Source organism: Streptomyces cahuitamycinicus (assembly GCF_002891435.1).
In the GTDB taxonomy this organism is placed as follows: Bacteria; Actinomycetota; Actinomycetes; order Streptomycetales; family Streptomycetaceae; genus Streptomyces; species Streptomyces cahuitamycinicus.
Genome location: NZ_POUC01000029.1, coordinates 22,782 through 37,250, shown reverse-complemented (window position 1 = coordinate 37,250; position 14,469 = coordinate 22,782). Strand labels below are relative to the sequence as shown.

Below are 14,469 nucleotides of genomic sequence, written 5' to 3'. Positions count from 1 at the left end.
GTCCACAGGCTGGGGGCGGCCGTGGGGATCGTGCTGACCTGTGGGTGGCTGGCGCGGTGGTTGGTGGAGGCGCGGCGCCGCCGGAGGATGCGCCGGCGGCTGACCGAGCTGTCGGGGGCCCGGGAAGCGGTTGTTCCCGTCCGACGGCGGGCATGGCGCGGGGCCGCGCGGACGTGGCTGGCCCCTGTGGGCGTGGTGTGCGCCGGATGGCTGCTCGCCGGAGGCCTCACCGGGGCCGCGGTGGGACTGGCCGGCGCCGTGGGGCTGTGGCGGTGGCGGCTCAGGCAGGAGACGCCCGGCGCGGACCCCGGGGCGCCCGACCTCGCCGAGGCCGCGCGCCAACTGCCCTTGGCCGCCGATCTGCTGGCTGCCTGCATCGCGGCGGGCGCAGGCCCGGTGATCGCCGCGCAGGCGGTGGGCGAGGCCCTGGGCGGCCCTGTCGGTGACGCCTTCGCCCGCGGTGCGGCGGAGGTACGGCTGGGCGGCGAACCGGGCCCGGCCTGGCGGAGGCTGGGCGCCGTCCCGGGCGCTGGAGGTCTGGCCCGGCTGCTGGAACGGGCCGATGTGTCCGGACTGCCCGCCGCGGTACCGGTCGCGCGGCTCGCCGCGGAGGCCCGGGCCGACTGGGGCCGTGCCGCGACGGCCCGGGCCCGGCGAGCGGGCGTGATGGTCAGTGCGCCGGTCGGGCTGTGCTTCCTGCCCGCCTTCATCGCGGTCGGCGTGCTGCCCGTGGTGATCGGGCTCGCGGAAGGGGTGCTCGGAGGGGGTGGTGGATGACACGGCGACCGACCCGAAGCAAGTGAGCAATGAGAAAAGAAGTTCGGACTCTTTCCCACGGGGGTTGAGATGTATCAGGCGGTACGGGCACGGCTGCGTGCCCTGGTGTGCGGGATGCGGGCAGCGCGACGGGACGCGGGGATGGTCACCTCCGAGTACGCGATGGGAATCGTCGCGGCGGTGGCGTTCGCGGTGGTGCTCTACAAGGTCGTCACGAGCGGCCCGGTCAGCGCGGAGTTGCAGAACATCGTGAAGGACGCCCTCAGTGCGCGGATGTGAGCGGGGCGCGGACCGGGGGTTCGTCACGGCGGAATCGGCCGTGGTGCTGCCCGTTCTGGTGATGTTCGCGATGGCGCTGGTGTGGGGGCTGCTGGTCGTGGCCGCGCAGATCCAGTGCGTGGACGCGGCGCGGACGGGCGCGCGTGCGGCGGCGCGGCAGGATCCGCCCGGTGCGGTCGTGAAGCTGACCCGCGAGGCGGCGCCGCCGGGCGCGAAGGTGACCGTCAGCCGGGACGCGGAGCACGTCCGAGTGGTCGTCGTGGCGGAGCCGCCGGTGCTGCGCGGTCTGTCCTTCGCTGTGCGCGAGGAGGCCGTGGCGTCGGTGGAGGAGGCGGTGGGCACGTGAGACGGGACCGAAGGAAAGCCGGTCGGGACTGGGCATCGACCGCCGTCAGGGGTGCCGGCCTGGGCGGTGGGTCGGTCGGCGTCAAGGGTGCCGGCCCGGGCCGGGGATTCGCCGCCGTCCGGTGTGCCAGCCCGGGCGGCGGGCCCGCCGCCGTCAGGAGTGCCGGCCCGGGTGGTGGGTCCGTCGGTGTCAGGAGCGTCCGGCCGTGCCAGGGGTCCGCCGGTGTCAGGCGTGCCCGCCCGGGCCGCGGATTCGGCGGCCTCTGGAGTTTCGGCGGGCCGTGCCAGGGGTCCGCCGGTGTCAGGCGTGCCCGCCCGGGCCGCGGATTCGGCGGCCTCTGGAGTTTCGGCTCGGACCGAGGGTCCGCCAGCGTCTGGAGTGTCGGGGCGATCGCCGTGCTGTGCGTGGTGTTCGGTGTCGTTCTCGCGCTCGGGCAGGCCGTCGTCATCCGGCATCGTGCGGCGGGCGGTGCGGACCTCGCGGCGCTCGCCGCGGCGGACCACTGGGCCGACGGTGCTACGGCTGCCTGTGCCCGGGCCGGCCGGGTGGCCCGGGCACAGGGCGTGCGGCTCGTGCGGTGCGAGGTGGCCGGGGAGATCTCGGAGGTGACGGCGGCGTCGGGACGCGGGCCGTTCACGGCGGAGGTCAGGGCCCGGGCGGGGCCTCCGACGGGTCTGCCGGATCTCCCGGCGGCTGCTCAGGTGCCTCGTCCGCCGTCTCCTTCTCCTCGGGAGCCCCCTCCAGCAGCACCGTGAGGAGCCGCACGGCCCCCCTCTTGTGCAGCGGGTCGTTGCCGTTGCCGCACTTGGGGGACTGGATGCAGGACGGGCAGCCGGCGTCGCACTCGCAGGAGGCGATGGCCTGGCGGGTGGCGGTCAGCCAGCTGCGGGCGGTGTGGAAGGCACGCTCCGCGAAGCCCGCGCCACCCGGATGGCCGTCGTAGACGAAGACCGTGGGCAGGAGCGTGTCGGGGTGGAGCGGGATCGACACGCCGCCGATGTCCCAGCGGTCGCAGGTCGCGAAGAGCGGCAGCAGGCCGATCGACGCGTGTTCTGCGGCGTGCAGGGAGCCGCCGAGGATCTCCGGGTTGATCCGGGCCCGGTCCAGCTGGTCCTCGGTGACGGTCCACCACACGGCGCGGGTGCGCAGCGTACGAGGAGGGAGGTCGAGTTTGGTCTCACCGAGCACCTCACCGGAGATGAGCCTTCTGCGGAGGTAGGAGACGACCTGGTTGGTGACCTCGACGGAGCCGTAGCAGAGGCGGCCGTCACCCCAGGGGACCTCGACGTCCTTCTCCAGGACGGAGATCGACGTCGTGTCGCGGGCGACCGTGGAGTAGGGCGGGGCCGCCTCCTCGACGAGGGCGACGGAGTCCTCCAGGTCCAGTGAGCGCACCAGGTACGTGCGGCCCTGGTGGAGGTGGACCGCTCCCTCGTGGACCGTCGAGTGCGCGGCGCCCGCGTCGACTGTGCCGAGCAGCCGGCCCGTGCCGGTCTCCACGACCTGGACCGGGCGTCCGCCCTCACCGCGGATGTCGGTCAGGTCGGCGGCGCGCTCGCGACGGGTCCAGTGCCAGGCCCGGGTGCGGCGGCGCAGCAGCTTCGCGGCCTCCAGCTGCGGCAGGAGACCCCTGCCGGCCGGGCCGAACAGGTCGAGGTCCTCGTCCGTCAGGGGCAGCTCCGCGGCGGCCGCGCACAGGTGCGGGGCCAGCACGTAGGGGTTGTCCGGGTCGAGGACGGTCGATTCGACGGGCTGGTCGAACAGGGCTTCGGGGTGGTGGACGAGGAAGGTGTCCAGCGGGTCGTCGCGGGCGACCAGGACGGCGAGGGCGCCCTGCCCGGACCGTCCGGCCCGGCCCGCCTGCTGCCACAGGGAGGCGCGCGTGCCGGGGTAGCCGACGATGACGACCGCGTCGAGGCCGGAGACGTCGATGCCGAGTTCGAGGGCGTTCGTCGCGGCGAGGCCCAGGAGTTCACCCGAATGGAGGGCCTGTTCGAGAGCGCGGCGCTCCTCGGGGAGATAGCCGCCCCGGTACGCCGCGACACGCCCGGCCAGCGACCGGTCGACCTCGGCGAGACGCTCCTGGGAGATGACCGAGATCAGCTCGGCGCCGCGCCGGGAGCGGACGAACGCGACCGAGCGCACGCCCTGCACGGTGAGGTCGGTCAGCAGGTCGGCGGCCTCGGCGGTGGCCGTGCGGCGGACGGGGGCGCCTTTCTCGCCGTGCAGCTCGGTCAGCGGCGGTTCCCAGAGGGCGAAGACCAGTTCACCGCGTGGGGAGGCGTCGTCGGCCACCTCCAGCACCGGCACACCGGTCAGGCGGCGGGCGGCCACCGCGGGCTCGGCGGCGGTCGCGGAGGCCAGCAGGAACACGGGAGACGCGCCGTACCGGGCGCACAGCCGGCGCAGCCTGCGCAGCACCTGGGCGACGTGCGAGCCGAAGACGCCCCGGTAGGTGTGGCACTCGTCGATGACGACGTACTTCAGCGACTTCAGGAAGGAGGACCAGCGGGGATGGGACGGCAGGATGCCGCGGTGCAGCATGTCCGGGTTGGTCAGGACGTAGTTGCCGTACTGGCGGATCCACTCGCGTTCCTCGAACGGAGTATCCCCGTCGTACACGGCTGCGCGAACCAAATGACCCAGAGGATGTGAAAGTTCCTTCACGGAACGGCACTGGTCCGCCGCGAGAGCCTTGGTGGGAGCCAGGTAGAGGGTGGTCGCGCCGCGGCCGTTCGGAGCCTCCGAGCCTTCCACGAGGGCGGACAGGACCGGCACGAGGTAGGCGAGGGACTTGCCGGAGGCCGTACCGGTGGCGACGACGACCGAATCGCCGTCCAGGGCGTGTTCCGCCACGCGTGCCTGGTGGGCCCAGGGATGCTCGATGCCCGCGGCACGCACGGCCGCGACGACCTCCGCGCGGATCCGGTCCGGCCAGACGGCATGCCGACCCTCACGTGGGGGCAAGTGCTCCGTATGAGTAATGCGCGAAGCCCTGCCCGGACCGGACGCGAGCCGGTCCAGGACCGCGTCCGGCGCGGGTCGGGAGGCAGGGTCCGTCCGGGTTCGATCGGATCGGTGATTCTTGGCCATCGGCACCGAGTGTGTCACTGGCGTGACGGACAATGGAGCCAAGGCGTCGTGCACGCCTGCCGGTAAGTGATTGAATGCCATCGCGGCTGGCGAAGCGTCCAGGGGCTGAAGCCGAATGCCCCTAGGGCGACCGCTCGATAGCAAGGTGCTGGAGGATCCGTGGACCTGTCCCTGTCGACCGAAACCATGGGCGATCGCACGATCGTCAGGGTCGGTGGCGAAATCGACGTATATACCGCGCCCAAGCTGCGCGAGCAGTTGGTCGAGCTGGTGAACGACGGCAGTTTCCACCTTGTCGTCGACATGGAGGGCGTGGACTTCCTCGACTCCACCGGGCTCGGCGTACTGGTCGGCGGCCTGAAGCGCGTGCGGGCCCATGAGGGCTCCCTGCGCCTGGTCTGTAACCAGGAGCGCATTCTGAAGATCTTCCGTATCACCGGCCTCACCAAGGTGTTCCCGATTCACACCTCGGTCGAGGAAGCGGTTGCGGCCACCGACTGACACCGGACCCGGGCCATGAGCCCGGGCCGGCCGTCGTTCGGCGAAAGTGAAGACCGAGGGGGTCCGGGCTTCGGTCGCCCGGAGCCTCCCGACAGCACGCCCGTAGTTGCGAGGGGGATGCATGGCCACCGTTGAGCTCCGCTTCAGCGCGCTGCCCGAGCACGTCAGGACCGCCCGGCTGGTGGCGGCAGCGGTGGCGCGCAGGGCCGGAGTGGACGAGGCAGTCCTCGACGAGGTCAGGCTCGCCGTCGGCGAGGCGTGCACCCGGGCCGTCGGGCTGCACCAGACCGGCGGGATCTCGGCACCGGTGAAGGTGCTGCTGATCGAGGAGGAGAAGCAGTTCTCCATCGAGGTCGGCGACGAGGCCCCGCACGCGGTGGCCGGCGGGGATGCCTCCGGCGGCGGCCCCGACGGTGAGGCCGACGAGGACGAGATGGGCCTCGCGGTCATCAGCGGACTCGTCGACGACGTCGAGGTCAGCGCGGGGGAGCACGGCGGGCTCATCAAGATGACCTGGCCGACCACGCCGCCGCCGACGATCCTGGTCTGACCCCGCCACCGCACACCGTTCTTCCGAAGGGCCCCACCCGTGGGGCCCTTCGTCGTGTGCGGGTGTCAGTGCTCGCCTTTACAGTAGTTCCTGTGCCGTTCACCGCGTGAATTCGTTCACGATCATTCGCGTGCCCTCCGGCAGCCTAAGAATGCTTTCAGGGCATTACCACGGAAGTCCAATTCCGTTTATCGCGCTCTGTTTTGATCAGGTTCCGGTACCTACAATCCCGTCCACATCTTGAGCTCAGCCCAAGCGTCAAGGAGGACGAATGGCGGGGCTTTACCTCTCACAACAGTCGGGTCATCCCACCGACCTCGCAGCCGCGGTGCTGACCGATGGCAACCGCATCCTCATCGTGGTCATCGCGGTCGTCGCACTGGCGGCACTGGCGGTCGCGGGCGTCCTGGTGCGCCAGGTACTCGCGGCCGGCGAGGGCACCGACAGCATGAAGGAGATCGCGGCAGCGGTCCAGGAGGGCGCGAACGCCTATCTGGCCCGTCAACTGCGCACGCTCAGCGTATTCGCCGTGGTCGTTTTCTTCCTGCTCATGCTGCTGCCCGCGGACGACTGGAATCAGCGTGCCGGACGGTCGGTGTTCTTCCTGATCGGAGCGGCGTTCTCGGCGGCCACGGGCTATATCGGCATGTGGCTCGCCGTACGCAGCAATGTGCGTGTCGCCGCGGCGGCACGTGAAGCCACCCCGGCGGAAGGCGAGCCGGAAAAGGATCTGACCACCGTTTCGCACAAGGCGATGAAGATCGCTTTTCGCACGGGCGGCGTGGTCGGCATGTTCACGGTGGGCCTCGGCCTGCTCGGTGCCTCCTGCGTGGTGCTGGTCTACGCGGCCGACGCGCCGAAGGTGCTCGAGGGCTTCGGCCTCGGGGCCGCGCTGATCGCGATGTTCATGCGTGTCGGCGGTGGCATCTTCACCAAGGCGGCCGACGTCGGCGCCGACCTGGTCGGCAAGGTCGAACAGGGCATTCCGGAGGACGACCCGCGCAATGCCGCGACCATCGCCGACAACGTGGGCGACAACGTCGGAGACTGCGCGGGCATGGCGGCCGACCTCTTCGAGTCGTACGCCGTGACGCTGGTCGCGGCGCTGATCCTCGGCTCGGCGGCCTTCGGTGACGCCGGGCTCGGTTTCCCGCTGCTCGTGCCGGCGATCGGTGTGATCACCGCCATGATCGGCATCTTCGCGGTGGCGCCCAGGCGCGCCGACCGCAGCGGTATGAGCGCCATCAACCGCGGATTCTTCATCTCCGCGGTGATCTCGCTGGTGCTGGTGGCGGTGGCCGTCTTCGTCTACCTGCCGGGGAAGTACTCCGAGCTCGACGGTGTCACCGACACCGAGATCCTGGGCAAGGACGGCGACCCGCGGGTCCTAGCGCTCGTCGCGGTGGCCATCGGCATCATCCTCGCCGCCCTGATCCAGCAACTGACCGGCTACTTCACCGAGACCACCCGCCGTCCCGTCCGGGACATCGGCAAGAGCTCCCTCACCGGCCCGGCCACCGTCGTCCTCGCCGGTATCTCCGTGGGTCTCGAATCCGCCGTGTACACCGCCCTGTTGATCGGCCTCGGGGTGTACGGGGCATTCCTGCTCGGCGGCACGTCGATCATGCTGGCGCTGTTCGCGGTGGCGCTGGCCGGCACCGGCCTGCTCACCACGGTCGGTGTGATCGTCGCGATGGACACCTTCGGGCCGGTTTCCGACAACGCGCAGGGCATCGCGGAGATGTCCGGTGACGTCGAGGGCGCGGGCGCGCAGGTGCTCACCAACCTGGACGCGGTCGGCAACACCACCAAGGCGATCACCAAGGGCATCGCGATCGCCACGGCCGTGCTCGCTGCGGCGGCACTGTTCGGGTCGTACCGCGACGCGATCTTCACCGGCGCGCGGGACGTCGGCGAGCAACTCAGCGGGGAAGGCGCCCCGATGAGTCTGATGATGGACATCTCGCAGCCCAACAACCTCGTGGGTCTCGTCGCCGGTGCCGCGGTCGTCTTCCTCTTCTCGGGGCTGGCGATCAACGCCGTGTCGAGGTCGGCGGGTTCCGTGGTCTACGAAGTGCGGCGGCAGTTCCGCGAGAAGCCCGGGATCATGGACTACAGCGAGAAACCGGAGTACGGCAAGGTCGTCGACATCTGCACCCGAGATGCCCTGCGCGAGCTCGCCACGCCCGGTCTGCTGGCCGTGCTGGCGCCCGTCTTCATCGGGTTCACGCTCGGCGTCGGCCCGCTCGGCGCGTTCCTGGCGGGCGCGATCGGCGCGGGCACGCTGATGGCGGTGTTCCTCGCCAACTCCGGTGGCGCCTGGGACAACGCCAAGAAACTCGTCGAGGACGGCCACCACGGCGGCAAGGGCAGCGAGGCCCACGCGGCGACCGTGATCGGAGACACGGTCGGCGATCCCTTCAAGGACACCGCGGGACCCGCGATCAACCCGCTGCTGAAGGTCATGAACCTGGTGGCCCTGCTCATCGCGCCCGCGGTGATCAAGTTCTCCTACGGCCCGGACAAGAGCATCGGCGTGCGGATCCTGATCGCCGCGCTCGCGTTCGTCGTGATCGCCGGTGCGGTGTACGTGTCGAAGCGGCGAGGAATCGCCATGGGTGACGAAGACAACGCCGGGACGGAGCCCAAGTCGGCCGATCCGGCGGTGGTTTCGTAGGGAGGTCCTTCGAGCCCCAGTTCCAAGGTGCGGGCGGGCGGCGCGCGTTGACGCGTCGCCCGCCCGCGCTGTGTGGGTACACGCTCACGCGTGAGCCTTATCTCGCTTGGTGCAAAAGGTTACAAAACGGTCTTAATAGACGTTCGGCGTGCGGTTGTCGTGCATCTGGCGTGTATGTTCCGGGGCCGAGAGCCATGGAAGGGACCAAACCGGTGAACAAGAAGCTCGCGGCCGCACTGTCCGGCGGTGCGGTACTGGTACTGGCGCTGTCGGGCTGCGGCGGCGACGACAGCAACGAGAAGCTGGACTCCTGGGCCAAGCAGGTCTGTGACGCCGTGCAGCCGCAGGCCAAGAAGATCGAGTCGGCCAATGCCGCGATCCAGAAGGAGACCTCGGACAACAGCACGCCCGAGAACGTCCAGAAGACCGACGCACAGGCCTTCCAGGACATGTCCGACGCCTACAAGGCGATCGGGACCGCCGTGAACAAGGCCGGGGCGCCGGACGTCGAGAACGGCGAGAAGAAGCAGCGGGACGCGGTCAAGGAGCTCAACACGATCTCCACCTCGTACGCCTCCCTGAAGAAGCAGGTCGACGGGCTGGACACCAAGGACCAGGGGAAGTTCGCCGACGGCCTGAAGGACATCGCCACCGAGCTGGACAAGCTGAGCCAGAGCGGCAACGACGCCCTCAGGAACCTGGAGGAGGGCGAGGTAGGCCAGGCGATGGCCAAGCAGTCCAGCTGCAAGTCGGCCACGGCGTCGGCGGGGGCCACACAGAGCTGAGAAGCCGGGGAACAGGGCAGCGGGCGGCTCGGCACCCGGATGGCGACGGCTGAGCGGCCCGACGGATGAACAGGCCCGACGGCTGACCAGGTCCGGCTGCTGAGCAGGCCCGACGGCCAGCAGCGCGCCGCGGGCCCGTTCGCGAAGCCCGACGGCGTCACCGACCGTCGGCACGGAGGGGATACGGCGATCGAGCTGAGCCGGACGTGTCCGCAGGGCCTGCGGTGACTGCCGAGTCCAGTGCGCATGTCGTACCGGCTGAGCTCCTTGTGTCGGGCGGCCGAAGCTCACGCGAACTCCCGCACGGGCGCGTGCGGCACTGGCGCCGGCGGCCACAATGGGGGCGTGAGTAACGCCAGCCAGTCATCCCTGCCCACGCTGCCCGCCTCCGACCGTCCCGAAGCCGCCGCCCGGCTCCGGGACGCCCTGCTCGCGGCCTCCTTCACCGCCGACGGACTGCTCGAACTGCTCGGCGCCCCCGCGTACGCGGCGCTGGCCCGGAGCGAGATCGTGCCCGCGCTCCGGGCGACCCGCGGGGACACGCCCCTGGAGATGCTCGTCCGGCTGTTCCTGCTCCAGCAGCCCGTGCCGCACCCGCGCGTGGCCGAGGTCCTGCCCGTGGAAGCCTGCCTGGAGAGCGGCTGGCTGGCCCGGGCCGGCGGGGACGAACTCGCCGCGACGGTGGACGTCCGGCCCTATGGCGGGCCCGGCGGCGAGGACTGGTTCATCGTGTCGGACCTCGGCTGCGCGGTCGGCGGCGCCGGCGGGATCGGCCGGCACGAGGAGGGCGTCGTCCTCGGAGTCGGCGGCGCCTCGATGACCCTCGCAGGCATCACCGTCCGTACGCCCGTCGCCGCCGCGCTCGACCTCGGCACCGGCTCCGGCATCCAGGCCCTGCACGCCGCCCAGCACGCCACGCGCGTGGTGGCCACCGACCGCAATCCGCGTGCCCTGCACATCACCGCTCTCACGCTGGCGCTGTCCGGCACCGCGGCCGCCGACCTGCGCGAGGGCTCCCTCTTCGAACCCGTGCGGAGCGGCGAGACGTACGACCTGATCGTTTCCAACCCGCCCTTCGTGATCTCGCCCGGCGCCCGGCTCACCTACCGCGACGGCGGGATGGGCGGGGACGATCTGTGCCGCACGCTCGTTCAGCAGGCGGGCGACCGCCTGAACGAGGGCGGGTTCGCGCAGTTCCTCGCCAACTGGCAGCACGTGGAAGGGGAGGACTGGCAGGACAGGCTCAGGTCATGGGTGCCCCGGGGTTGCGACGCGTGGATCGTGCAGCGCGAGGTGCAGGACGTCAACCAGTACGCCGAGCTGTGGCTGCGTGACGCGGGCGACCACCAGGGTGACGCGGCGGAGTACCAGGCCCGGTACGACGCATGGCTCGACGAGTTCGAGGCGCGCAAGGTGAAGGCCGTCGGCCTCGGCTGGATCACCCTGCGCAGGACCAGTGCCGCCGTGCCCTCGCTCACGGTGGAGGAGTGGCCGCACCCGGTCGAGCAGCCGCTCGGTGACACGATCCAGGCCCACTTCGACCGGCTCGACCACCTGCGCGGCCAAGACGACGCCGCGCTGCTCGCAGGACATTTCCGGCTCGCCGCCGAGGTCGTGCAGGAGCAGGTCGGGCTGCCCGGCGCGGAGGACCCCGAGCATGTGGTGCTGCGGCAGAACCGCGGCATGCGCCGGGCGACCCGGGTGGACACGGTCGGCGCGGGCTTCGCGGGCGTGTGCGACGGCACGATGAGCGCGGGACGCATCCTCGACGCCATCGCCCAGCTGATCGGTGAGGACCCGGTGCTGCTGCGCGACCGCACACCGGCCCAGATCCGGCTGCTGGTCGAGCAGGGGTTCCTGGAGCCGGTCCGCTGAGCGGACCGCCGAGGTGCGACCCGGGGGCTTCGAGGCGGCTCGCCAACAAACCCGGGGACTTCGAGGCGGCTCGCCAACAAATTCGAGTCGATTTGAACACCTCGTCCGAGACGTTCGTGAGGAACCGGACGACCTTGATCCGGTACCGGGTCGCCTCTGCGTTCACCTCGGCTTCGCCTGCCCGCCGCCCGCGCGTGTCAGCCTCCCCTGGCTGGGGATGCGCGGACAGCGGAAAAGGGGCGCGGCGGGGCATGGAGAGTGAACCGGCGATCTTCGCGGGAGCGGTGTTCTCCCTGTTCGGAGGCGGGTTGCTGGCGTGGACGGTGGCCCGCGTGCGTCAGGACCGGCCCGTCGCCGATGGTGTCAGGCCGGTCGCGTCGGCGACCCTCGCCGGCGCCGTCGCGGTGCTCGCCCTGGCGGCCGGAACCTGGTGCTTCACTCGCCTCTGAGGCCCCCTCCGGCGCCGTGCCCGCGGGTGACCGGGGCGTCGCAGTGCGCACAGGGCCGGGCCGGCTCCCGCTACGCCGGGCGGCAGGATTGGTGGTAGTCGGGTTACCGTTCGAGTGGCCGTTGCGGGCTTTTCCCGTTTGACACGGGGGCGGGATGTACCGTCACACTCCGCAGCGTCAGCACGTACCCAGCCCCGGTGAGCGACTCCGGGGAGGCCCCAGCGTCGACCGGAGAGAAGAGCGAAGTTGTCCCCGACCAGCGAGACCGCGAAGGGCGGCCGCCGACTCGTCATCGTCGAGTCGCCTGCCAAGGCGAAGACGATCAAGGGCTATCTCGGCCCCGGCTACATCGTCGAGGCGAGCGTCGGGCACATCCGCGACCTTCCCAACGGCGCCGCCGAGGTGCCCGAGAAGTACACCGGCGAGGTCCGCCGCCTCGGTGTGGACGTCGAACACGACTTCCAGCCGATCTATGTGGTCAACGCCGACAAGAAGGCGCAGGTCAAGAAGCTCAAGGACCTGCTGAAGGAGTCCGACGAACTCTTCCTCGCCACCGATGAGGACCGCGAGGGCGAGGCCATCGCCTGGCACCTCCAGGAAGTGCTCAAGCCCAAGGTCCCGGTCAAGCGGATGGTCTTCCACGAGATCACCAAGGCCGCGATCCAAGCCGCCGTGGCCAACCCGCGCCAGCTCAACCAGAAGCTGGTCGACGCCCAGGAGACGCGCCGCATCCTCGACCGTCTCTACGGCTACGAGGTCTCGCCGGTCCTGTGGAAGAAGGTCATGCCGCGCCTGTCGGCCGGCCGCGTCCAGTCGGTCGCCACACGTCTCGTGGTGGAGCGGGAACGCGAGCGCATCGCCTTTCGTTCGGCTGAGTACTGGGACCTGACGGGCACCTTCGCGACCGGCCGCGCGGGAGACCAGTCGGACCCGTCGTCGCTGGTCGCCCGCCTGCAGACCGTCGACGGCAGGCGGGTCGCGCAGGGCCGCGACTTCGACTCCCTGGGACAACTGAAGAGCGCGAACACCCTCCACCTCGACGAGGCGAACGCCCGCGCCCTGGCCGCCGCCCTGGAGCAGACGCCGTTCGCCGTCCGCTCCGTGGAGTCCAAGCCGTACCGCCGCTCGCCGTACGCCCCGTTCCGTACGACGACGCTGCAGCAGGAGGCCAGCCGCAAGCTCGGCTTCGGCGCGAAGGCCACGATGCAGGTCGCGCAGAAGCTGTACGAGAACGGCTACATCACCTACATGCGTACGGACTCCACGACCCTGAGCGACACGGCGGTCTCCGCCGCCCGTGCCCAGGTCACGCAGCTGTACGGCGCCGACTACCTGCCGCCGCAGCCGAGGACGTACGCCGGGAAGGTCAAGAACGCGCAGGAGGCGCACGAGGCGATCCGCCCCTCGGGTGACCGTTTCCGCACTCCCGCCGAGACCGGACTGACCGGCGACCAGTTCAAGCTCTACGAGCTGATCTGGAAGCGGACCGTCGCCTCCCAGATGAAGGACGCGACCGGCAACAGCGTCACGGTGAAGATCGGCGGCACGGCGGCCGACGGCCGGGACGTCGAGTTCAGCGCGTCCGGCAAGACGATCACCTTCCACGGCTTCCTGAAGGCCTACGTGGAGGGTGCCGACGACCCGAACGCGGAGCTCGACGACCGCGAGCGCCGGCTGCCCCAGGTCTCCCAGGGCGACGCTCTGAGCGCCCAGGAGATCACGGTCGACGGGCACGCCACCAAGCCCCCGGCCCGCTACACCGAGGCCTCCCTGGTCAAGGAGCTGGAAGAGCGCGAGATCGGCCGCCCGTCGACGTACGCGTCGATCATCGGCACGATCCTGGACCGCGGCTACGTGTTCAAGAAGGGCACGGCCCTGGTGCCGTCCTTCCTGTCCTTCGCCGTGGTCAACCTCCTGGAGAAGCACTTCGGGCGCCTCGTCGACTACGACTTCACCGCCAGGATGGAGGACGACCTCGACCGCATCGCCCGCGGCGAGGCGAAGTCCGTGCCGTGGCTGAAGCGGTTCTACTTCGGCGAGGGCACAGGCGGGGGCGGTGCCGCCGACGCCGGCAACGGCGACGGGGACCACCTCGGCGGCCTCAAGGAGCTGGTGACGGACCTGGGCGCGATCGACGCGCGCGAGGTGTCGTCGTTCCCGGTGGCCAACGGCATCGTGCTGCGGGTCGGCCGCTACGGCCCGTACATCGAGCGCGGCGAGAAGGACACCGAGCAGCACCAGCGCGCCGACATCCCCGACGACCTGGCGCCCGACGAACTGACCGTCGACCTCGCGGAGGAGCTGCTCGCCAAGCCGAGCGGCGACTACGAGCTGGGCACGGACCCGGCCACCGGCCACACGATCGTCGCCAAGGACGGCCGCTACGGCCCGTATGTGACGGAGATCCTCCCCGAGGGCACCCCGAAGACGGGCAAGAACGCGGTCAAGCCACGCACGGCGTCCCTGTTCAAGACGATGTCCCTGGACACGGTGACCCTCGACGAGGCCCTGAAGCTGATGTCGCTGCCGCGTGTCGTCGGCGCCGACGCCGAGGGCCAGGAGATCACCGCGCAGAACGGCCGCTACGGCCCGTACCTGAAGAAGGGCACCGACTCCCGCTCGCTCCAGGCCGAGGAGCAGCTCTTCACGATCACGCTTGAGGAGGCTCTGGCGATCTACGCCCAGCCCAAGCAGCGTGGCCGGGCCGCGGCCAAGCCGCCGCTGAAGGAGCTGGGCACCGATCCGGTGAGCGAGAAGCCGGTCGTGGTCAAGGACGGCCGCTTCGGTCCGTACGTCACCGACGGGGAGACCAACGCGACCCTGCGCTCCGGCGACAGCGTCGAGGAAATCACCCCGGAGCGCGGTTTCGAGCTGCTCGCCGAGAAGCGCGCCAAGGGGCCGGCGAAGAAGACCGCGAAGAAGGCGGCCAAGAAGGCGCCGGCGAAGAAGACGACGACGGCCAAGAAGAGCGCGGCGAAGAAGACCACGACCGCGAAGAAGACGACGGCGAAGAAGACCACCGCGAAGAAGACGGCCGCCAAGACGGCGACCGCCGCCAAGGCCGCGGAGGACTGAGGTCGTTCGAGCCCTGTGCGGAACCCGGACCACCGCGTCCGGGTCTTCGCCCAGGGTTCGGA

12 protein-coding genes are annotated in these 14,469 nt (G+C 70.7%); 11 read left to right on the top strand and 1 reads right to left on the bottom strand.

Annotated elements, in window-relative coordinates; genetic code table 11:
• The 4 genes from C1J00_RS06690 to C1J00_RS06675 all read left to right on the top strand — a co-directional run.
• Window positions 1-777: type II secretion system F family protein (locus tag C1J00_RS06690; RefSeq protein ID WP_245936231.1), on the top strand; the 777-nt coding region annotated here is incomplete at its 5' end.
• A gap of 69 nt (window positions 778-846) precedes the next feature.
• Window positions 847-1,056: a DUF4244 domain-containing protein gene (locus C1J00_RS06685; protein WP_102908106.1), complete on the top strand. Its 210-nt coding sequence runs from the start codon at window positions 847-849 to the stop codon at window positions 1,054-1,056.
• The gene (locus C1J00_RS06680; protein WP_102908105.1) at window positions 1,043-1,402 is read left to right on the top strand and encodes a TadE family type IV pilus minor pilin; all 360 of its coding nucleotides are present in this window, start codon (window positions 1,043-1,045) and stop codon (window positions 1,400-1,402) included. The genes C1J00_RS06685 and C1J00_RS06680 overlap by 14 nt, the downstream gene beginning before the upstream one ends.
• Before the next feature lie 389 nt (window positions 1,403-1,791).
• Entirely contained in the window at window positions 1,792-2,157 is a 366-nt protein-coding gene (locus C1J00_RS06675; protein WP_245936232.1) for an Rv3654c family TadE-like protein, read from the top strand.
• Here C1J00_RS06675 and C1J00_RS06670 read toward each other — a convergent pair.
• Window positions 2,048-4,576: a DEAD/DEAH box helicase gene (locus tag C1J00_RS06670; RefSeq protein ID WP_245936230.1), complete on the bottom strand. Its 2,529-nt coding sequence runs from the start codon at window positions 4,574-4,576 to the stop codon at window positions 2,048-2,050. The genes C1J00_RS06675 and C1J00_RS06670 overlap by 110 nt on opposite strands.
• A gap of 78 nt (window positions 4,577-4,654) precedes the next feature.
• Here C1J00_RS06670 and bldG point away from each other — a divergent pair, with 78 nt between their 5' ends.
• The 7 genes from bldG (at window position 4,655) to topA (ending at window position 14,407) form a co-directional block, all read left to right on the top strand.
• Window positions 4,655-4,996: an anti-sigma factor antagonist BldG gene (gene bldG, locus C1J00_RS06665; protein ID WP_003991900.1), complete on the top strand. Its 342-nt coding sequence runs from the start codon at window positions 4,655-4,657 to the stop codon at window positions 4,994-4,996.
• A 121-nt stretch (window positions 4,997-5,117) separates the two neighbouring features.
• Window positions 5,118-5,546: an ATP-binding protein gene (locus C1J00_RS06660; RefSeq protein ID WP_102908103.1), complete on the top strand. Its 429-nt coding sequence runs from the start codon at window positions 5,118-5,120 to the stop codon at window positions 5,544-5,546.
• Window positions 5,547-5,817: 271 nt separating this feature from the next.
• Entirely contained in the window at window positions 5,818-8,223 is a 2,406-nt protein-coding gene (locus tag C1J00_RS06655) for a sodium-translocating pyrophosphatase (protein WP_102908102.1), read from the top strand.
• 194 nt (window positions 8,224-8,417) lie between these two features.
• Window positions 8,418-9,008 (top strand): small secreted protein, encoded by a 591-nt coding sequence (locus C1J00_RS06650; protein ID WP_180989440.1) that lies wholly within the window; start codon window positions 8,418-8,420, stop codon window positions 9,006-9,008.
• Between the two features lie 345 nt (window positions 9,009-9,353).
• Window positions 9,354-10,883, top strand: coding sequence for a DUF7059 domain-containing protein (locus C1J00_RS06645; protein WP_102908100.1), 1,530 nt, complete (start codon window positions 9,354-9,356; stop codon window positions 10,881-10,883).
• 251 nt (window positions 10,884-11,134) lie between these two features.
• Window positions 11,135-11,332, top strand: coding sequence for a hypothetical protein (locus C1J00_RS06640; protein WP_102908099.1), 198 nt, complete (start codon window positions 11,135-11,137; stop codon window positions 11,330-11,332).
• Between the two features lie 246 nt (window positions 11,333-11,578).
• On the top strand, window positions 11,579-14,407 hold the full coding sequence (gene topA, locus C1J00_RS06635) for a type I DNA topoisomerase (RefSeq protein WP_102908098.1): 2,829 nt from the start codon (window positions 11,579-11,581) through the stop codon (window positions 14,405-14,407).
• The last annotated feature ends 62 nt before the right edge of the window (window positions 14,408-14,469 follow it).

Excerpts from the sequence above, each read along its gene's own strand:
- C1J00_RS06650 (WP_180989440.1), top strand. The coding sequence starts at position 8,418 with ATGGAAGGGACCAAACCGGTGAACAAGAAGCTCGCGGCCGCACTGTCC.
- C1J00_RS06685 (WP_102908106.1), top strand. The coding sequence starts at position 847 with ATGTATCAGGCGGTACGGGCACGGCTGCGTGCCCTGGTGTGCGGGATG.
- C1J00_RS06640 (WP_102908099.1), top strand. The coding sequence starts at position 11,135 with ATGGAGAGTGAACCGGCGATCTTCGCGGGAGCGGTGTTCTCCCTGTTC.
- C1J00_RS06660 (WP_102908103.1), top strand. The coding sequence starts at position 5,118 with ATGGCCACCGTTGAGCTCCGCTTCAGCGCGCTGCCCGAGCACGTCAGG.
- C1J00_RS06655 (WP_102908102.1), top strand. The coding sequence starts at position 5,818 with ATGGCGGGGCTTTACCTCTCACAACAGTCGGGTCATCCCACCGACCTC.
- C1J00_RS06670 (WP_245936230.1), bottom strand. The coding sequence starts at position 4,576 with ATGGCATTCAATCACTTACCGGCAGGCGTGCACGACGCCTTGGCTCCA.